Origin of the sequence: Sphingobacterium sp. DR205, assembly GCF_011064245.1 — a bacterium.
Classification (GTDB): domain Bacteria; phylum Bacteroidota; class Bacteroidia; order Sphingobacteriales; family Sphingobacteriaceae; genus Sphingobacterium; species Sphingobacterium athyrii.
The window spans coordinates 5,631,710-5,651,631 of the sequence record NZ_CP049333.1 but is presented as its reverse complement, the minus strand read 5'-3'; the positions used below and the strand labels follow the sequence as shown (position 1 = coordinate 5,651,631).

At 40.4% G+C, this 19,922-nt stretch carries 17 protein-coding genes; 14 read left to right on the top strand and 3 right to left on the bottom strand.

What is annotated here, in order from left to right:
- The first annotated feature begins 47 nt into the window (after positions 1-47).
- Positions 48-1,049: a tRNA (adenosine(37)-N6)-threonylcarbamoyltransferase complex transferase subunit TsaD gene (gene tsaD / locus G6053_RS24195; protein ID WP_108636489.1), complete on the top strand. Its 1,002-nt coding sequence runs from the start codon at positions 48-50 to the stop codon at positions 1,047-1,049.
- Positions 1,050-1,101: 52 nt separating this feature from the next.
- Here the strand turns inward: tsaD and G6053_RS24190 are convergent, their stop codons facing one another.
- Positions 1,102-1,923 carry a hypothetical protein gene (locus G6053_RS24190; protein ID WP_108636490.1) on the bottom strand — a complete coding sequence of 274 codons (822 nt, stop codon included), beginning with the start codon at positions 1,921-1,923 and terminating at the stop codon, positions 1,102-1,104.
- 72 nt (positions 1,924-1,995) lie between these two features.
- On the opposite strand from G6053_RS24190, the gene G6053_RS24185 reads away from it, so the two are divergent.
- Both G6053_RS24185 and G6053_RS24180 read left to right on the top strand, forming a co-directional pair.
- On the top strand, positions 1,996-2,904 hold the full coding sequence (locus G6053_RS24185; RefSeq protein ID WP_108636491.1) for an energy transducer TonB: 909 nt from the start codon (positions 1,996-1,998) through the stop codon (positions 2,902-2,904).
- A gap of 128 nt (positions 2,905-3,032) precedes the next feature.
- Positions 3,033-3,539 carry a hypothetical protein gene (locus G6053_RS24180; RefSeq protein ID WP_108636492.1) on the top strand — a complete coding sequence of 169 codons (507 nt, stop codon included), beginning with the start codon at positions 3,033-3,035 and terminating at the stop codon, positions 3,537-3,539.
- A 113-nt stretch (positions 3,540-3,652) separates the two neighbouring features.
- Here the strand turns inward: G6053_RS24180 and G6053_RS24175 are convergent, their stop codons facing one another.
- On the bottom strand, positions 3,653-5,044 hold the full coding sequence (locus G6053_RS24175; protein WP_108636493.1) for a LutB/LldF family L-lactate oxidation iron-sulfur protein: 1,392 nt from the start codon (positions 5,042-5,044) through the stop codon (positions 3,653-3,655).
- 96 nt (positions 5,045-5,140) lie between these two features.
- Positions 5,141-6,892 carry an aspartate--tRNA ligase gene (gene aspS, locus G6053_RS24170; protein WP_108636494.1) on the bottom strand — a complete coding sequence of 584 codons (1,752 nt, stop codon included), beginning with the start codon at positions 6,890-6,892 and terminating at the stop codon, positions 5,141-5,143.
- Between the two features lie 433 nt (positions 6,893-7,325).
- Here aspS and mraZ point away from each other — a divergent pair, with 433 nt between their 5' ends.
- The 11 genes from mraZ to G6053_RS24115 are packed head-to-tail and all read left to right on the top strand — an operon-like array spanning position 7,326 to position 19,899.
- Positions 7,326-7,787 carry a division/cell wall cluster transcriptional repressor MraZ gene (gene mraZ, locus G6053_RS24165; protein ID WP_108636495.1) on the top strand — a complete coding sequence of 154 codons (462 nt, stop codon included), beginning with the start codon at positions 7,326-7,328 and terminating at the stop codon, positions 7,785-7,787.
- A gap of 4 nt (positions 7,788-7,791) precedes the next feature.
- Positions 7,792-8,706, top strand: coding sequence for a 16S rRNA (cytosine(1402)-N(4))-methyltransferase RsmH (gene rsmH / locus G6053_RS24160; RefSeq protein WP_108636496.1), 915 nt, complete (start codon positions 7,792-7,794; stop codon positions 8,704-8,706).
- Between the two features lie 16 nt (positions 8,707-8,722).
- Complete coding sequence (locus tag G6053_RS24155; RefSeq protein ID WP_108636497.1) at positions 8,723-9,136, top strand: FtsL-like putative cell division protein; 414 nt, start codon at positions 8,723-8,725, stop codon at positions 9,134-9,136.
- An 8-nt stretch (positions 9,137-9,144) separates the two neighbouring features.
- On the top strand, positions 9,145-11,262 hold the full coding sequence (locus tag G6053_RS24150) for a penicillin-binding protein (protein WP_108636498.1): 2,118 nt from the start codon (positions 9,145-9,147) through the stop codon (positions 11,260-11,262).
- Positions 11,262-12,722 carry a UDP-N-acetylmuramoyl-L-alanyl-D-glutamate--2,6-diaminopimelate ligase gene (locus G6053_RS24145; protein WP_165308831.1) on the top strand — a complete coding sequence of 487 codons (1,461 nt, stop codon included), beginning with the start codon at positions 11,262-11,264 and terminating at the stop codon, positions 12,720-12,722. The genes G6053_RS24150 and G6053_RS24145 overlap by 1 nt, the downstream gene beginning before the upstream one ends.
- A gap of 4 nt (positions 12,723-12,726) precedes the next feature.
- Positions 12,727-13,971, top strand: coding sequence for a phospho-N-acetylmuramoyl-pentapeptide-transferase (gene mraY / locus G6053_RS24140; RefSeq protein ID WP_165308830.1), 1,245 nt, complete (start codon positions 12,727-12,729; stop codon positions 13,969-13,971).
- Positions 13,972-13,973: 2 nt separating this feature from the next.
- Positions 13,974-15,347 carry a UDP-N-acetylmuramoyl-L-alanine--D-glutamate ligase gene (gene murD / locus G6053_RS24135; protein ID WP_165308829.1) on the top strand — a complete coding sequence of 458 codons (1,374 nt, stop codon included), beginning with the start codon at positions 13,974-13,976 and terminating at the stop codon, positions 15,345-15,347.
- Positions 15,348-15,378: 31 nt separating this feature from the next.
- The gene (locus G6053_RS24130) at positions 15,379-16,587 is read left to right on the top strand and encodes an FtsW/RodA/SpoVE family cell cycle protein (RefSeq protein WP_108636502.1); all 1,209 of its coding nucleotides are present in this window, start codon (positions 15,379-15,381) and stop codon (positions 16,585-16,587) included.
- Between the two features lie 14 nt (positions 16,588-16,601).
- Positions 16,602-17,705 carry an undecaprenyldiphospho-muramoylpentapeptide beta-N-acetylglucosaminyltransferase gene (murG, locus tag G6053_RS24125; RefSeq protein WP_165308828.1) on the top strand — a complete coding sequence of 368 codons (1,104 nt, stop codon included), beginning with the start codon at positions 16,602-16,604 and terminating at the stop codon, positions 17,703-17,705.
- 9 nt (positions 17,706-17,714) lie between these two features.
- Positions 17,715-19,070 (top strand): UDP-N-acetylmuramate--L-alanine ligase, encoded by a 1,356-nt coding sequence (gene murC / locus G6053_RS24120; protein ID WP_165308827.1) that lies wholly within the window; start codon positions 17,715-17,717, stop codon positions 19,068-19,070.
- On the top strand, positions 19,063-19,899 hold the full coding sequence (locus G6053_RS24115; RefSeq protein ID WP_108636504.1) for a cell division protein FtsQ: 837 nt from the start codon (positions 19,063-19,065) through the stop codon (positions 19,897-19,899). Before murC ends, G6053_RS24115 begins: the two co-directional genes overlap by 8 nt.
- Positions 19,900-19,922 lie beyond the last annotated feature (23 nt).

Genomic DNA, 19,922 nt, shown 5'->3' with positions numbered 1-19,922 from the left:
TAATTATTTTTTTGATACTTTTGTATTCTAATTTATTACCTCTAGCTATGGCTATTATTTTAGGAATTGAATCCTCTTGTGATGAAACCTCCGCTTCTATTTGTATTAACGGTGAAATTCATTCAAATGTTATTGCGACTCAGGCAATCCACGCAAAATATGGTGGAGTAGTTCCCGAGTTAGCTTCACGTGCCCATCAACAAAACATTATTCCTACGGTGGACGAAGCCATTCGTCAAGCAAAAATAAGCAAAAATCAAATAGATGCAGTGAGTTTTACACGTGGACCTGGATTATTGGGCGCTCTTTTGGTCGGAACTTCTTTTGCTAAATCATTTGCGCTTGCACAGAATGTCCCGTTAATCGATATAAATCACATGCAGGCGCATATTTTGGCCCATTTTATTGAGGAACCAAAGCCAAGTTTTCCTTTTTTGTGCCTTACCGTTTCGGGAGGACATACACAAATTGTCTTGGTAAAAGATTACTTTGAAATGGAGTTATTGGGCGAGACACTTGACGATGCGGCAGGGGAGGCCTTTGATAAAACAGCTAAGGTTTTGAATCTCCCTTACCCCGGTGGGCCACTTATCGATAAATTTGCAAAGGAGGGGAATCCCAGTTCCTACAAATTACCCGAACCGCAGATACCTGGACTCAACTTTAGTTTTTCCGGATTAAAGACAGCTATACTTTACCTTGTTCAAGATCAGCTAAAATTGAATCCTGATTTCTTGACAGAAAATATGGCAGATCTATGTGCCAGTGTGCAATCCCGCATTGTTTCTATCTTATTGAACAAATTGAAAAAGGCTGCGAAACAAACTGGGGTAAAGGATATTGCCATAGCGGGTGGTGTTTCAGCAAATTCAGGACTCAGAAAGGGATTGATCGAAATGGGAGAGCAATATCATTGGAATGTTTTTATCCCAAAATTTGAGTATTGTACAGATAATGCAGCGATGATCGCCATCGCTGGATATTATAAATATCTGAAAGGAGAGTTTGTCGGGCAGGATGTCGCTCCGATGGCTAGGATGCATCTTTAAGAGTAAAGAATTGTTCCTTTAATGAATTGGATTAAGGGAACAATGTCTTGTTTTATAAGGGTGAACTATAGCCATAGGCTTGCGCAGCTGAGCTAAATTTATCTTTCTTGGGTTGATAGAAATTTAATTCATAACCCTCAGCACCCCAAAAGATGCTCACAAAACTAACACCAATTTCTGAACGCAATACGGTGAGAACCTGAAAAGCCTCATTATCAAATTGTCCGCCATCATCGACTCGCCAAGTACTAATGTCATCGTAAGTGGCCGGAAAATCCAGATTAATCAGCTGATCTTCTTTAGCATAGGAGAATACAGCTAGCGCTGAGTCCTGCTGATTTTCAAAAACTGTTAGATTGAACTCAGCTTTGTCTTTCAGTACAGCAATGGTTGTACTTTTATTGATTTTCCTATTGTATTTTTTTTCAAGTTTTTCTTTAATTTCCGGACTTGTTTCATGCTGAACTTTTGTAAAAGGTTCAATTTTATATTCATTCACGAACGACTGATTGACGAGCATTCCGAAATCTCCCGACTTAATTTCATTTTTTATCGTAAACAATGAACCTTCACTATTTGCAAAGTTTTGGGCTGTTTGTCTGCCATTACTCTCTTTATTATCCGTTTTGTTCTGTATAAATTCCAGTGGGCTAACTTGATCTTCGATAATGACATAATTGTATTTTTCGGGACTTTCCATCGCCTGATCCATAGGAAGGGCAATTAGTGAATCTTTTTGTTGATTCAAAAAGCCAAAATAAGGTGAAATCATCTGTTCTTTATTTTCACTCTTAACCGATGGTTTGGATTGGTTTTGACTGTTGTCACAACCATATAATGTTAGTAGAAGAATAGCTAAAAAAAGTGATTTCATAAGCGTGTGCAAAAATTTTATGAAATATAAGGGTTTCGCGCATCATAATGAAAAGATTTAAGCTTTAATGTTATGATGAACTCAAAATTGAATATCTATCGCAAAGAATGGCTGGATGTTATCTTTGCAGGCCGCAACAAAATGTATGGTGCTTATGAATTGCGGAATTTGTCAAATAGAGCAACGAATGTGGGGCTGGCCATCGTTGTTTCTTTTGCGTTCCTTTTGATTGCGGGGTCCTATGGCTATAGCAGATACTTTAAGAAAGCTATACCTGATACAATTACTACAATTGAAGTTCTAACTCCCGAGGATCTCAATGAAATTCAGAAGGAGGCTGACAAAAAAGAGGAGGTGAAAGAAGAGCCTATTTTAATGCAGGAGAAAGCACCGCAACAGATAGCACAGGATCTTTCGAAGTTTGATTTGGTGCGTATGCCCGAGCCGAAGATTACAAAAGCAAGTAAAGTGACAGAGGATGTTGCTACGCAGGATGAGCTGAATAAACCCAATACAATGACTGCTCGTATTACATTAAAGGCGAATGCTGCCGGAACACATATTGCACGAGGTGAATTTGGTTCGTCTAAAAAGGATGGCGGAATTACCGGGCATAAAGAGGGGGCCGTGTCAGGAGGAGGAACAGATGGAAATGCTGACCAGCCTTTTATTACGGTGGAAATCATGCCCACTCCGGTGGGCGGACTGCCAGCTTTCATGAAATGGGTTTCAGAAAATTATGGTTTTCCACAGTCAGCTTTGGATCAAGGAGTATCGGGCGTGATCGAAGTCTCTTTTGTTGTAGAGCGGGACGGATCCTTGACTGATATTGCTGTAAAACGCGATATGAAGTTCGGAACGGGGGAGGCTGCGATCAACCTATTGAAAAAGGCGAGAAAGTGGAAACCAGGTGTTCAGAACGGACGTGCTGTGCGGGTGGCTTATACATTACCTATCCGTTTAAGCGCAGTATCCCAATAATATCTTTCTTAACTTTATTTAACAGATGACGTTTTAAACTTTTGGTGGTCAAAAACACTCTTATAGATAAATAGGTTGAAAAGATGACCTATTAAATTGATAGATTGTTGATTTATAAAAATAGAGAGATGAAAAAATTGATGTTAAGTTTGGCGTTATCCGGATTAATGTTAACAGGTTTCGCGCAGGAGAAAGAGGATCTTAAATCAGATACCAAAGAAATGAGTGCACCAATAAACAGGCATTCGAAAGATAGAAAGCATGATGGCTTAAAAAATAAAAATCCCGAAGAATTGGCTAAGATCAAGACAGATCGCATGGACCAAAAGTTGAAGTTTACAGATCAACAACGTAAAGAGGTGTATGCATTTCATTTGAAGCAAGCACAGGATCATAAAAAAATAGCAGCAGAGCGTAAATTGTATCGCGAAAAAATGAGAAGACAACGTGCTGCTGATCATAAAAAAATGATGGCTTTATTGACTCCGGAGCAACAAAAGACATTGAAGGATTCTTACGCTGAGAACCATAAAATGCACAAAGAGCATTGGAGAAAGGATCGACAAATGCGGAAAGGAGATTTTCAGAAAGGTGTGAACGAGAAAGCAGTTGACGCTGAAGCGAAAACAACATAAGGTTAATAAAAAGAATAGTTTTCATATTAATAATTGGTGAGTGTTAGTTGAAAGGGGGATCATAGATCCCCTTTTCTATGTTGATATCAATCAAGTTAACACAGCATTTGGCTTTATGAATCTTTATTTTTTTGCTGTTCCTTCCATTGTCTAGAAAAGGATTTTTCCGCTAGCTTCGGTAGCTCCCGTTGATCGCCCCAGGTTTTCTTAAAAAACTTTCTAAGGAAAAAGTTCTTGAATTTTCCACCAAAAAAATCAATTAGTTTTCGGCGTTGTATTCCGTATGTGAACCAGCTCCAGACTTTTTGTTCCGTTTTCGTCGATAAGCCCTGTTCCACCGAATCCTTTCGGTTGACAAGAAGCATGCGTTGAATATCGATACCTACAGGACACACTTCAGTGCATTTACCACAGAGGGTGGACGCATAGCTTAAATGTTTAAACTCCTTCATCCCATTTAAATGAGGTGAAATTAAAGACCCAATTGGTCCCTGATAAGTTGTTTCATACGTATGGCCGCCGATATTTTGATAAATAGGACAGACATTTAAACATGCTCCACAGCGGATACAATATAGCCCCTGACGTTGTTCTTTCTGCGCAAGGAGATTACTGCGTCCATTGTCAAGCAGGATAACATACATTTCTTCGGGGCCATCAGATTCATAAGACTGTTTTGGTCCTGTGAGTAGGGTGTTATAAACTGTTAAGTTTTGACCTGTACCGTGAGTGGATAAAAGTGGCCAAAATACTTCTAGATCCTGTAGCGTGGGGATGATTTTCTCTATACCCACCACAGCAATATGTGTTTTTGGAAAAGTGGAGGTCAGACGTGCATTCCCTTCGTTTTCTGTAATCGCTATACTCCCTGTTTCAGCGACTAAAAAATTAGCTCCTGTAATACCTACTTCTGCTGCTAAATATTTGTCTCTTAATAATTCGCGAGCTTTCAGTGTCAAATGTTCTGCGGATGCATCTAAGGGAGTATCAAATTTTTCATGAAAAAGCTTAGCGATGTCTTCCAGGCTTAAATGCATTGCAGGTGTGACAAAATGGTAGGGTTTCTGGTCTAGGAGCTGAATAATATATTCTCCAAGATCAGTCTCAATGGCTTCTATGTTTTTGGATTCCAGAAAATGATTTAATTCAATTTCTTCCGTAGCCATAGATTTAGATTTTACAATCGACCGTGTTCTTTTTCGTTCGATTATTTTATAAATCTCCTCACGCGCTTCGTCGGCATCATTTGCCCAGATTACTTTTCCGCCACGTGCGGTGAAATTTGCCTCAAATTGTAATAGATATCGATCGAGATTTTCCATTACTTTCCATTTGATCAAATTTGCTTTGGTTTTGGAGTTATCGAGGTCCGCAAATTTGCTTTTCCCTTTTTCGAAAGCAATACTGTATTTGTCGATATTGTAATTGATAATATCGCGATGTTTGGTGTCAAATGCTTTCTGTGCACTTTCCTTTAAAAACGTATTTGCCGTACTCTCTGACATCTAATCTGCTGATTTTTCACAAAAAAAGTTGGTCGTTTCCTACCAACTTTTAAATATAGTGTTAATAAATTGTTTCTCGAAAAGCGAGCTTGAAATTTATTCTTTTATATTAATATTTAAGCTCAATTCATCCAATTGTTCTTGGTGAATAGTTGATGGAGCATCAATCATGATATCTCTTCCGGAGTTGTTTTTTGGAAAGGCAATCACGTCACGGATCGTATCTAAGCCAGCTAATAGCGATACAAGTCTGTCAAAGCCAAACGCTAAACCACCGTGTGGAGGAGCGCCATAGGTGAATGCTTCCATCAAGAAACCAAATTGTTTCTGTGCTTCTTCCGGACTAAAGCCCAGGTGTTTAAACATAAGGGATTGCAGCTCTCTGTCATGAATACGGATAGACCCGCCGCCCACTTCTACACCATTTAAGACAAAGTCATAGGCATTTGCTCTCACCTCGCCAGGATTAGTATCCAATAATGGAATATCTTCTGGTTTTGGTGAAGTAAATGGGTGGTGCATCGCATGAAAACGGGCGCTGTCCTCGTCCCATTCCAATAGCGGGAAGTCAATGACCCATAGCGGAGCAAAAGTATCTTTGTCCCGAAGACCGAGTTGGGAAGCAACCTCCAAGCGCAATTCATTCAGTTGTTTACGAACTTTATCCTTGTTGCCAGCCATAATTAATAATAGATCTCCAGGTTTCGCGTGGAACTTGTCTGCAATCGTCGTTAACTGCTCTGGCGAGAAAAACTTGTCTACCGAAGATTTCACTGAGCTATCTTCGTTGACACGTGCATATACTAAGCCTGTCGCGCCGATTTGTGGACGTTTAATAAAGTCTGTTAAAGCGTCCAGTTGTTTTCTGGTATAATGTGCACAATTTTCGGCATTAATACCAACAACCAGTTCCGCTGCATCAAATACAGGGAACCCTTTTTCTTTTGCAACGTCATTTAATTCGACAAACTGCATTCCGAAACGAATGTCAGGTTTGTCCGATCCGTAAAGACGCATGGCATCGGCATAAGTCATACGCGGTACAGATCCAAGATCAATCCCTTTGATCGTTTTGAAAATATGCTTTGCAAGTCCTTCAAAAATATTTAGCACGTCTTCCTGTTCTACAAAAGACATTTCACAGTCGATTTGAGTGAACTCCGGTTGGCGGTCAGCACGTAAGTCCTCATCGCGGAAACACTTAACAATTTGAAAATAGCGATCAAAGCCAGATACCATTAATAATTGTTTAAATGTTTGTGGCGACTGAGGTAGTGCGTAAAATTCGCCTGGATTCATGCGGGATGGTACCACAAAATCCCGCGCTCCTTCAGGCGTGGATTTGATGAGATAAGGTGTTTCTACTTCTAAAAAATTCTGAGCGTCAAGATAACGGCGTACTTCCTGCGAAGTTTTGTGTCTTAAAATAAGATTCTCTCGTACCGGATTCCGACGTAAGTCCAGATATCTGAATTTCATGCGGATATCATCGCCACCATCGGTTTCATCTTCAATTGTAAATGGAGGTAACTTTGCCGCATTTAATATTTCAAGGTTTGAAACCTTGATTTCAATATCTCCCGTAGAGATTTTAGCATTTTTATTGGAACGTTCAATAACCTCTCCGGTTACCTTTATGACATATTCTCTTCCCAGTTCACGGGCACTAGTGCGTAAAGTCGCATCATCATCTGCATTGAACGTTAATTGTGTGATACCATATCGGTCTCTAACATCGATGAAAGTCATACCGCCCAAATCGCGGGATTTCTGAACCCATCCACTTAGGGTAACCGTTTTCCCTAAGTCAGCCAATGTTAATTCTCCACAAGTGTGTGTTCTGTGCATATCTTAATAAAATAAAATTTATGCAAAATTATTGGTTTTACTCGACAATAACGAATTCTACAGTTCTTATTTCAGTCAGGTTCTCCCACTTTCAACCACGCTTTCAATTTTTCATTTTCTAGCGCTCCACTTTCTCCCATTTTTCTAAAAAAAGGGAGTAAAATTATATTTCTAAAGAGGAAAATTTTACAATTCGTTCCCGTTTTATGCAAAAATATACGGAAAAACATAAGGCGATATCTTAATGTGAGATGTACTTAGAATGTTTGTTTAACTGGTTGTAAATAAGGTTTTATAGGGTGATTGAAAAGTGGGTTATGTATTTTCTTGTAGCGATTTTTCGATGTGGAAAACTTTTTTATGTGGGAAAGTGGGGGAAAGTGGGAGAAAGTGTATACTTTTACATTTAAATTAGAATAGGATAATTGACGATATGACTCAGTTGATCGGAGAATTCGAATGCAAGTTAGACGCCAAAGGAAGGATGGTGTTGCCGGCTGCGCTCAAGAGGCAGATGCCTCATGTTGAGCGTGATGGGCTTGTTGTGAATCGCGGTTTTGAGAAACATTTAGTTTTTTATCCACGCGAAGAGTGGGATTTGATGACAGCCAAACTGGCGAAGTTAAATCAATTTGATCCAAAGGTGCGGGCATTTGTGCGTGCTTTTACGCGTGGTGCGACAGAGTTGACATTGGATGCGGCGGGGCGTGTGTTGTTGCCAAAAAGCTTATTGGAATTTGCGGGTATAACAACAGAGTTGGTCTTGGCCTGTCAATTCAATAAAATTGAAGTTTGGTCTAAAGAAGGTTATGATGATCTGATGGGTGATAGTGGGGTTGAAGATATATCGTCTTTGGCGGCAGAGGTAATGGGGGATAATAATTTTGGGATATAATAATATGGAGAATGTGTATCATGTTCCGGTCATGTTGCAGGAATGCATGGATGCTTTGGCGATCAAGCCGAATGGCGTTTATGTGGATGTGACATTTGGCGGTGGTGGCCACTCTCGTGAAATATTGAAAAGATTAGGGCCGGAGGGAAAGCTGTTTGCTTTCGATCAGGATCCTGATGCCTTAGGAAATGTGATTGATGATCCTCGTTTTACGTTGATTCATCAGAATTTTAGGTTTTTAAAAAATAGTCTCCGTTTGTATGGTGTGCGTGAGGTGGATGGGATTTTGGCAGACTTAGGTGTTTCGTCGCATCAATTTGATGCTGCGGATCGCGGTTTCTCCATTCGTTTTGATGCTGATTTAGATATGCGTATGGATCAAGTGGGGGACTTGGATGCAAAAGCGGTATTGGCTACTTATGCGGAAGAAGACCTGCATCGAATTTTCGGTATGTATGGTGAAATCATGAATGCAAAGTCGCTGGCGAAAACAATTGTAACCGCGCGTTTGGCACAACCTATACATACTGTTGCTGAATTGAAGGAAGTTATTCAACGGATGGTTCCAAAAGGGAAAGAACATAAGTATCATGCGCAGGTTTTTCAGGCGCTGCGTATCGAAGTTAACCGCGAACTTGAGGCTTTGCAGGAATTTTTATTGCAAACTGTTGACGTGTTGAAAAGCGAGGGGAGATTGGTGGTGATGTCTTACCACTCTTTAGAGGATCGTTTGGTGAAAAATTTTATGGCCAAAGGGAAGTTTAAAGGCGATGTTGAGAAAGACTTTTTTGGAAATGAAATCAAACCGTTCCATGTGTTAAGCCGTAAAGCAATTACGGCATCGTCACAGGAATTGGCTGAAAATAATAGATCGCGCAGTGCGAAACTGCGTATTGCTGAAAGGTTGGATTTGTCTTAAAAAATGGAGCGAAAAGATGAGCAGGAATACGATAAGACAGAAAGAATTGAGTGAAGAAGTTCAGGAGGAACTACAAGAAACTGTCGAAGAAAAGGCGGAGCAAACAGAAGCGTTTATTAAAACGCTTTTTACCGTTGGAGACCTTTCCTTAAACAAAATATTGGAGTATTTGCCTTTTGGAGCTTTTATCGCCTTTCTGATGCTGTTGTATATCTCCAATCGTCACTTCGCTGAGCGAACTATTCGGAGCATCGATAAAGTGAGCAAGGAAGTCAAAGAATTAGGCTGGGATCATAAGTCGCTGTCGGCAGAACTTATGAAAATGTCCACACAGACAGAGATTGCGAAACGTGTAGACTCCTTAGGTTTGAAAGAGCGGGTGGAGCCACCGATCAAGATTGAAGTTGTAGAGAAAAAAGAAGAAAAATAGAGAGAGTTATGAGTATCAGAAACACGATCCTTGTTCGCGTCTATTTTGCCTTTGGACTTATTGTGCTACTTGCATTTATGGTGTTTGGGAAAATGCTGAAGTTGCAATATGTAGATGGGCAACATTGGAAAGCATTGGCGGATAGTCTTTCTATTCAGGAGCGCGAAGTTGAAGCTGCCCGGGGGAATATCTATTCCAACGATGGTAGTCTGTTGGCGACTTCCGTTCCAGAGTACGAACTTCGTTTTGATGCTATGGCTGTACCTGAAGAGGATAATGATTATTTCAATCTCAAAGTTGATTCTCTGGCGATAAAATTGGCTGATTTTTTTAAGGATAAATCATCCCGGCAATATTTGACATTATTAAAACAGGCGCGAAATAAAAAACAGCGTTACTTGCTGATCAAGCGTAATGTCTCGCATCAGGATTTAAAGAAGGTGAAACAATTTCCTTTGTTTAAGGCCGCTCGCATTGGAAAAGACCGTTATCCAAGTAGTTTGATTACGGATAGACAGAATAAACGGATCTTACCTTTTGTGAACCTTGCGGCTCGGACTATCGGTTACAAAAATGTAAAGGAGAATATCCATGTCGGTTTAGAAGGGGCATATGGTGAGTACATTGATGGGAAAAGTGGTAAGCGATTGATGCAGCGTATTGCTGGTGGGGTTTGGATTCCAGTTAATCGGGATATTGAAGTGGCACCAGTTGATGGTTCTGATATTATATCGACCATTGATGTGAATATGCAGGATATGGCACAGCGTGCTTTGGAAAAACAAATGATCATAAGTAACGCGGATGAAGGTTGTGTTGTGATGATGGAAGTCAAAACCGGGGAAGTGCGTGCCGTTGCAAATTTCATGCGGGATAAAGACGGTGTTTATCGTGAAAAGTTCAATCTTGCGATTGCACAAAGTGCCGATCCGGGGTCAACGTTTAAACTTGCTTCTTATCTGGCATTGATTGATGATAAGAAAATTGATTCAAGTACAACTATAAATATCGGGAATGGTAACTGGCCGATTTACAAGCATACCATTCGTGATTCGCATGCGCCCAAAAAATCTATAGTCTCGGCTAAGCGGGCTTTTGAGGAATCTTCGAATGTTGGGGTTACAAAATTTGTATATCAAGCGTATAAGGATAATCCGGATCAATTCACGTCAAAATTGCATTCGTTTGGATTTGGGAAAACCTTAGATCTACAGATTCCCGGCGAAGGGGTTCCTTTGGTGAAGACTTCGAAAAGTAAATCCTGGAGTGGGTTGTCCTTAGTACAGATGGCCTATGGATACGAAATGAAGATTACTCCTTTGCAGACATTGACATTTTATAATGCGGTGGCTAATAACGGTAAATTGATCGCACCGCTATTTGTGAAAGAGATTAGACATTTAGGGAATACAATTCAGCGTTTCGAGGCAAAGGTTATCAATGAAAAAATTGCATCAGATCATGCATTGGCGGAAGTAAGAGGGATGATGGAAGGGGTGATGACAGAAGGAACGGGAAGGAGTGTTGCAAGTCCATTGTATACTTCAGGGGGTAAGACGGGAACTGCTCAGATGGCGGATGGTTCCAGGGGTTATGGCGCCAGAAGGTACCAGTCATCTTTTGCGGGTTATTTTCCGGCTGAAGATCCGAAATACTCGATTATCGTTGTGATTCGGAATCCGAGAAATGGATATTATGGAGCATCAATTGCGGGACCTGTTTTTAAAGAACTTGCTGATATGGTTTATGCGAATGATATGGAGATGAAAGGGAAAAAAACATTCAAAGCGGTGAATTTGGGCGGAAGAATGCCCTTGACCTTGCAAGGCTCTAGAGAGGCAAGTAAAAAGGTCTATGACAAATTAGGTATTAATACAGTGAATTGGAATATGGTGGCCAGGGGCGAAATAGATACATCAAACCGAGGTGTACCCTTTGTGGATTTGAAATATAAAGAAGGAATTGTTCCCAATGTTGTAGGCATGGGATTGATGGATGCATTATATGTGATGGAGAATGCAGGGTTTAAAGCCCATGTATTTGGAAAGGGAAGAGTGGGGGCACAATCTTTGGCTGCAGGCCAAAAACTTCCATTTGGAACAGCGATAAATTTAGAACTTAAGTAATGATGGATTTAAAAAAAGTATTGCATGCTATCCCTGTTCAGCAGGTGGTGGGAAACCTCGAAGAGGTCGATGTGCACTCTTTGTGCTTTGATTCCAGAAAGGTGGAGTTAGGAAGTTTGTTTATCGCTGTGCGTGGTGTTCAGACCGACGGGCATTTATTTGTGGATAAGGCGATCACTTCGGGAGCAAGGGCAGTTATTGTTGAAGAACTTCCTGCTGAAACTTTGGATTCTGTGGCCTATATTTTAGTTGCAGACTCTGCATATGCGCTGGGAGTAGCTTCGGCTAATTTCTATGGTAATCCATCTGAGCAGCTTAAATTGGTTGGTGTGACAGGAACCAATGGGAAAACCACTGTGGCGACATTGTTATTCCAATTGTTTACCGAGTTGGGGTATCATGTTGGTTTGCTGTCTACTGTACAGAATCAAATCGGTTCAAAAATAATTCCTGCAACACATACGACACCCGATCCGATCCAGTTGAACCAGTTGTTGCGGAATATGGTGGATGATGGCTGTGACTATGCTTTTATGGAGGTCAGTTCACATGCAGTGGTGCAAGAGCGTATCGCAGGGTTGGTGTTTGCCGGGGCAATATTTACAAATATTACACATGACCATTTGGATTTCCACAAGACTTTTGACAATTATATCAAAGCCAAGAAGAAATTCTTTGATGATTTGGACGCACACGCATTTGCGTTAACCAATGCTGACGATAGAAACGGTCAGATCATGTTGCAAAATACGGTTGCTCATAAAAAAAGTTATGGCTTGCGTTCTGGGGCTGATTTTAAAGCTAAGGTCATTGAAAGCCATTTTGACGGCATGTTGATGAGCATAGATGGGCAAGAAGTGTGGGTCAAATTGATCGGCGACTTTAATGCATATAATCTATTGGCTGTGTATGCTGCTTCGATTTTATTGGAGCAAGAGACGGTAAAGGTATTGACCGCTTTAAGTACATTGAAAGGAGCAGAAGGCCGTTTTGAAACGATGAAATCTACATCAGGTGTTTTCGGTATCGTGGATTATGCCCATACACCGGATGCTGTAGAAAATGTCTTAAAAACAATAAGTTCTTTGCGACGTCCGGAACAAAAAATTATTACAGTGTTGGGTTGTGGTGGTGACCGGGATAAAACGAAGAGACCGGAAATGGCGGAAGCAGCTTTACGTTATAGCGACCGTTTTGTGATTACATCGGACAATCCGCGCACGGAAGATCCCTATCAGATTATCAAAGATATCGAGGCTGGTGTTGGAGCTGATCAAAAGGCGAAAACACTTTCAATAGCTGATCGTAAGGAGGCGATTCGTACAGCCTATCAACTGGCAAATCCGGGTGATATTATTTTGGTTGCTGGAAAAGGACATGAAAAATATCAAGATGTGAATGGTGTAAAACAGCATTTTGATGATAAAGAAATTTTAGAGAACACATTTAACGAAAAATAGAAATATGTTGTACCATCTATTTACGTGGCTTAGCGAATATATTCATGTACCTGGAGGCGGGTTGTTCCAATACATCTCCTTTCGGACGTCTATGGCTGTAATCGCTTCATTAATTATTACCACGGTTTTTGGGGGAAAATTGATCCAATTCTTGCATAATAAACAAGTTGGGGAGACAATTCGAGATTTGGGGCTTGAAGGTGAAAAAAAGAAAGCTGGTACACCTACTATGGGAGGTATAATAATCATCGCCGGGATATTGATCCCGACACTATTATTTGCCAAATTGACCAATATCTATGTGATTATCATGATTATAACGACATTGTGGATGGGTGCGATAGGTTTTTTGGATGATTATATCAAAGTCTTTAGACATAATAAAGAAGGATTGGCAGGTAAATTTAAAGTTGTCGGTCAAGTTGGTTTAGGGGCGATAATTGCCTGTACAATGTATTTTCACCCGGATATTGTGGTCAGAAAGGGTGTTGATAAACCGACATCTACTAAACCGGTGGAAGTGGTTATCAATGAGGGGACAGGAGAAAAAACATACGCTGAAAATGTAAAATCTTCTAAAACAAATATCCCGTTTTATAAAAATAATGAATTTGACTACGCCAAGGTCTTCAAGGTGTTTGGCTTGCAAAGCGACTATCTGACTTTTATCGTTTTTTTAGTTGTCGTCATTTTTATCGTTACCGCAGTATCCAATGGCGCAAATATTACCGATGGTATTGATGGTCTGGCAACGAGTACTTCGGCGATCATTGGGGTTACCTTGGCAATTTTGGCTTATGTATCGGGTAACGTAATCTTTTCTGATTACCTCAATATCATGTATATCCCCAATTCGGGAGAACTTGTAATTTTTGCTGGGGCATTTGTTGGAGCTTGTGTAGGTTTTCTATGGTACAATACGTATCCTGCACAAGTTTTTATGGGAGATACGGGGAGTCTGGCAATCGGTGGTATTATAGCGGCGTTTGCTATTTTGATTCGTAAAGAGTTATTGATTCCAATCCTGTGTGGTGTGTTTTTGTTGGAAAATCTTTCGGTCATCTTACAGGTTTCCTATTTCAAATACACCAAAAAGAAATATGGTGAAGGAAGAAGGATCTTTTTAATGTCGCCTTTGCACCATCACTTCCAAAAGAAGGGTTACCATGAAGCGAAAATTGTCACTCGTTTTGTCATTGTGGGAATAATTTTAGCCATTCTGACAATAGTAACATTAAAAATTAGATAACGATGTCAAATATATCAACAGCATATTACCCTCAATCAGGAAGCCTTGTCATCTTAGGTGCGGGCGAAAGCGGCGTGGGAACTGCAATTCTTGGAAAGGAAAAGGGATATGATGTATTTGTATCCGATAAAGGACTGATAGCGGATCATTATAAAGAGCAATTAAAAGCTGAAGGGATTGCTTTCGAAGAGGGTAATCATGACGAAGCTCGGATATTGAATGCAGCACTTGTTGTTAAGAGTCCTGGGATTCCAGAAACAGTGCCATTGGTGGTTGCCTTAAAAGAAAAAGGGATTCCTGTGATAGCAGAAATAGAATTTGCTGCCCAATATACTACGGCCAAGTTAATTTGCATTACAGGGTCTAATGGAAAGTCAACAACAACCATGTTGACTTACGAAATGCTAAAGCATGGTGGTCTTAATGTTGGTTTGGCCGGTAATATTGGAAAGAGCTTCGCGCTTCAAGTAGCGCGTGAAAATTTTGATTGTTACGTGTTGGAAATATCCAGCTTTATGTTGGACGATATGTATCATTTTAGAGCAGATATTGCTGTAATACTTAATATCACTCCGGATCATTTGGATCGTTATGACCATAAAATGGAAAATTATGTGGATTCTAAATTCAGAATGATTCAAAATCAGACGGAGAAGGATTATTTTATATACTGTCTAGATGACCCTGAGACAATAAAAGGTTTGGAAAGACACCATAGTAAAGGGACATACCTGCCTTTTACACAAGAACAGCTTGTTGAATTGGGTGCTTATTTAACGGCCAATAAAACAATGATTATTAATACACCAAATAACGATACATTCACTATGAGAACTGAGGAATTGTCATTGCAAGGGAAGCATAATATTTATAATAGTATGGCTTCTGGATTAATTGCAAAAGTACAGGAGTTGAGAAATCAAGCGATGAAGGAAAGCATGGGATCGTATGTGAATATTCCACATCGTCTTGAACATGTTGCTTGTATCGGAGGAGTCAATTATATCAACGATTCGAAAGCCACCAATGTCAATTCCGTATGGTATGCTTTGGAGAGTTTTTCGACGCCAATCGTATTGTTACTGGGTGGTGTGGATAAGGGAAATGACTATAGCATGCTGACCGATTTGGTAAAGGATAAAGTGCGCGCAATTGTGTGTTTGGGAAAAGATACTGCAGCAATTCATAAAGCTTTTGAACAAGATGTTGAAATCATTGTCAACAGTACTTCCATGCATGATGCTGTTGTCTTGTCTTCACATTTGGCCAAAAAGGGAGATACGGTATTATTGTCTCCAGCCTGTGCGAGCTTTGACTGGTTTAAAAACTATGAAGATCGTGGCGATAAATTTAAAGCAGCTGTAATGGAATTATAATAAATGGTACAACCATAAAAGGGAGAAGGATATGTTACAGAACATAATGTCTAAATTAAAAGGTGATCGCTGGATATGGATCATTGTGATTATCTTATCGGGATGGTCACTTTTGGCCGTATATAGTTCGGTCGGAACCTTGGCCTATAAAGAAGGCAAGGGGACAGAAATGTATCTGTTGAAGCATTTTTCGATCATCGCCATTGGATTTGTTTTGATGTATCTCTCGCATAAGCTGGATTATCGATATTATGCGGGTATTTCTAAAATCTTAATGGGGATCACAATACCTTTATTACTATTTACTTTATTGTTTGGAAGTAGTGTAAATCAAGCCAGCCGTTGGCTGACGATTCCAGGTATTGGGATGACTTTCCAGACATCCGATTTGGCCAAATTATCATTGATTGTTTTCCTGGCACGGATGCTGTCTCGCAAGCAAGAGGAAATCAAAGATGTGAAGAAAGCTTTTCTTCCTATTATGGGATCAGTATGTGGTGTTTTCGTACTGATAGCATGGGCCAACATGTCGACTGCGATTATGTTATTTGGTGTTAGCGTATTGTTGTTGTTAATTGGTCGAATATCCTTTAAACAGATCGCAATTGTTTCTGCAGGTGTGGTTTTGTTGGGAATTATTGTAGTCTCCATCGGACCGAGACGAGCAACGTACTATAGTCGGGTAAAGACATTTTTGGGTGTAGAAAAGCAGGACGAGTCAGCTAGTCCGGTCTCATTTCAGGATGATAAGAACTATCAGGCCAATAACGCCAAGATTGCAATCGCGACGGGAGGACTCTTTGGTAAAGGTCCGGGAAATAGTGTTCAACGAAACGTATTGCCGCATCCCTATTCCGATTTTATCTACGCAATTATCATTGAGGAGTATGGGACAGTTGGTGGGGTAATCCTGCTATTCCTGTATTTGGCTTTTATGTATCGATGTATTCGCATCGTCACGATGAGTCCCAAAGCTTTTGGGACATTCTTGGCCGCAGGCTTAGGATTTAGTTTGACGATACAAGCGCTGGCGAATATGGCGGTAGCAGTAGGGCTAGGACCAGTGACAGGTGTGCCGTTACCGTTAGTGAGTATGGGGGGGACATCCATTTTATTTACAAGTGTCGCCCTGGGGATTATCCTGAGTGTGAGCAGAAATATTGAAGAATTAAAAGGTAAAGAGCAGCTGGACGAAAAGCCGAAACCTAAGAAAGTGGTGATCGGTTCAATTCCGGCCTAAACAATATATTGAGCATGGCAATTCGCGTAATAATAAGTGGGGGTGGTACCGGAGGACATATTTTTCCGGCGATTTCAATTGCAAATGCATTGAAGACAATGGACCCTGCAAATGAAATTTTATTTGTAGGTGCCAATGGTCGTATGGAAATGGATAAGGTGCCTGCTGCAGGTTATACTATTGTTGGACTTGATATTCAAGGAATCAATAGAAAGCAGCTTTGGAAAAATATCCTATTGCCATTCAAATTAATGAAGAGCCTGAATAAGGCAAAAAAAATAATCCGGGATTTCAAACCGGATGTCGCCGTAGGCGTTGGTGGTTTCGCTTCAGGGCCATTATTGATGATGGCAAATAAATTGGGGGTTCCGACAGTGGTACAAGAGCAGAACTCTTATGCGGGCGTAACAAATAAAAAAGTTGGTGCTAAAGCAGCAAAAATCTGTGTAGCGTACGAGGGTATGGAACAGTTTTTTCCAGCTGATAAAGTATTGTTGACAGGAAATCCCATCCGGAGAGAGTCCGTTGCAATTGAAGGCAAAAGAGCTGCGGCATTGGAATTCTTTGGATTGGATCAACACAAAAAAACAATCTTAGTGTTGGGCGGGAGTTTAGGCGCCAGAACATTGAATGAAAGTGTGGTCGCTTATTTGGATTCGCTCTCCAAAGAGGATGTGCAGGTGATTTGGCAATGTGGAAGTTTTTATATCGACAAACTACGTCTGGAACTTGAAGGAAAACTGCCGACGAATGTGAAGATGATGGCATTTCTTCAAAAAATGGATTATGCCTATGCTGCTGCTGATGTAATTATTAGTCGGGCAGGAGCAGGTACCATTTCCGAACTCTGTGTTGTCGGGAAACCAGTTATTCTGGTTCCTTCACCTAATGTAGCGGAAGACCATCAGACTAAAAATGCAATGGCTTTAGTCAACAAAAATGCTGCGTTGTTGGTGAAGGATATTGATGCTGCACAACAATTAATTCCAGCGGCTTTGAATTTATTCAAGAACCTAGAGCAAGTAACGCAATTGAGTGAGAATATAAAAAAACTGGGCAAGCTGGATGCGGATGTTCAGATTGCAGAGCAAGTATATAAATTGGCAAATAAGAAATAGATGATGAGTATGAATCTAGATGCAATAAAACAAGTTTACTTGATCGGAATAGGCGGAATCGGAATGAGTGGCCTTGCACGCTATTTTAAGCATTTGGGCTGTGAAGTGAATGGATATGACCGTACGGAGACCGAATTGACCAAGACTTTGGCCAAGGAAGGTATTTCGATCACATATCAGGATGAGGTGGGTTCCATTGATCCTATTTTCCATCAGCCAGCGGCTGCTACATTAGTGATATATACACCTGCAATTCCTAAAGATTCAAAGATTAAAGCTTTTTTTGAATCTCAGGGGCACGTGTTATATAAAAGATCACAAGTACTGGGTATCATCAGTGAAAGCCGGTTTACAATTGCGGTAGCAGGTACACATGGTAAAACAACCACGTCTACGATGGTCGCGCACCTGTTGAAAGATTCCGGATATGACTGTTCCGCTTTTTTAGGCGGTATCAGTTCGAACTACGCTACCAATGTGCTTTACGGAAACAATAATACAGTGGTGGTCGAAGCAGATGAATTCGATCGTTCATTTTTGACGCTCCATCCGAATATCGCGATCGTGACTTCTTCGGATGCAGATCATTTGGATATTTATGGGGATAAGAGCCATTTACTTGAATCATTCCAGCTGTTTTTGGATAAGGTTGTTGAAAACGGTACGCGTATTATAAAAAAGGGATTGGAATTTAAAGGACAGATCAGCTATTCTGGGCACGAAGTGGCCGACGCATATGCATCCAATGTCCATGTCAGGGAAGGTGAATTTTACTTTGATTATCGAGATGTCCATGGAAAAATTGAGGATATTCATTTGGGTATTCCGGGAATCCACAATGTTGAAAATGCCGTAGCCGCTATTACCGTGGCTCGTTTACTAGGTATTTCAGCGGAGGCAATTAAAAAAGCTTTGACCACATTTAAGGGGGTAAAAAGACGATTTGAATACATTGTCCGTACACCTGAAGTGGTTTATATCGACGATTATGCGCATCACCCTGAAGAATTGCGCGCCTTTTTGACTTCAATGCGCAAATTATATCCGACAAAGAAGCTGAATGTCGTATTTCAACCGCATTTGTTTACGAGAACCAGAGATTTTGTAGATGGATTTGCGGAAGTACTGTCCATGGCGGATAATTTACTCTTGATGGAGATATATCCTGCGCGTGAACTTCCGATTGAGGGGGTTAGTTCAAGCTGGTTATTGGATAAAATTACAGCAAAACATAAACAGATCGTGACGGCCGAAGAGGTACTGGATTTTGCCCGGAATGAAAAGCCGGATTTGATCGTAACGGTAGGTGCGGGAGATATAGATAAATTGGTGAAACCATTACAAGCTATTTTTGAGCATGCTTAGAAAATTACGTGACATACAATGGAATCGTGTACTTTACTTTACCTTATTTTTTATTGGGGTAATCGTAGTTGTTGTGATTATGACCATTGTTGGTAAACGTGATGAACAACAGCTTTGTAAGGAAGTGAAAATCGTTATAGAGGGTACGGAAGCTTTTATCGATCAAGCGGATATTTCAAAACTGATTGCGCAAAACTATGGAAGTTTTGTTGGAAAGAAAGTCAATGGTATTCCTTTTCAACGTGTAGAAAAGACATTGAAAAAATTGCCTTATGTGTCGAATGCAAGCATTCACGCTGACATGGACGGGACAGTACGGATCAATATAGATCAGCGCGAGGCGGTCATGCGGGTTATCAACAAAAATGGACGTGAGTTTTATGTTGACCCCAAAGGTTTAAAGATACCGACAACATTGAAGTATATTCCGCATATCATGGTGGCGACCGGCAATATTTCCGAAGGGTATAATGAGGCATTGGATACGATTTCAACCCCATTGGTAAAAGATTTGGTGAAAGTCGCGGAATTTATTGGAAAAGATGAATTGTGGAGTAATCAGGTTGTACAGATTTATGTGAACGCGGATCATGATATCGAACTTGTACCTCGTGTCGGAACCCAGCAGTTAATTGTTGGATCGGCCGATTCACTGGAACAAAAATTTGAATTATTAAAAACATTTTATACACAGATCATGCCGAAAGTGGGTATTAACGCTTATGGTGTGGTGAATGTAAAATATGGAGGTCAAATCATCTGTGAGAAACGTGGAAATTGGAGTTTCTCTGATGATCAGACAAAAAAAGTAGCAAATAATACATTATAGTAATACAGCAACAATACAGGAAA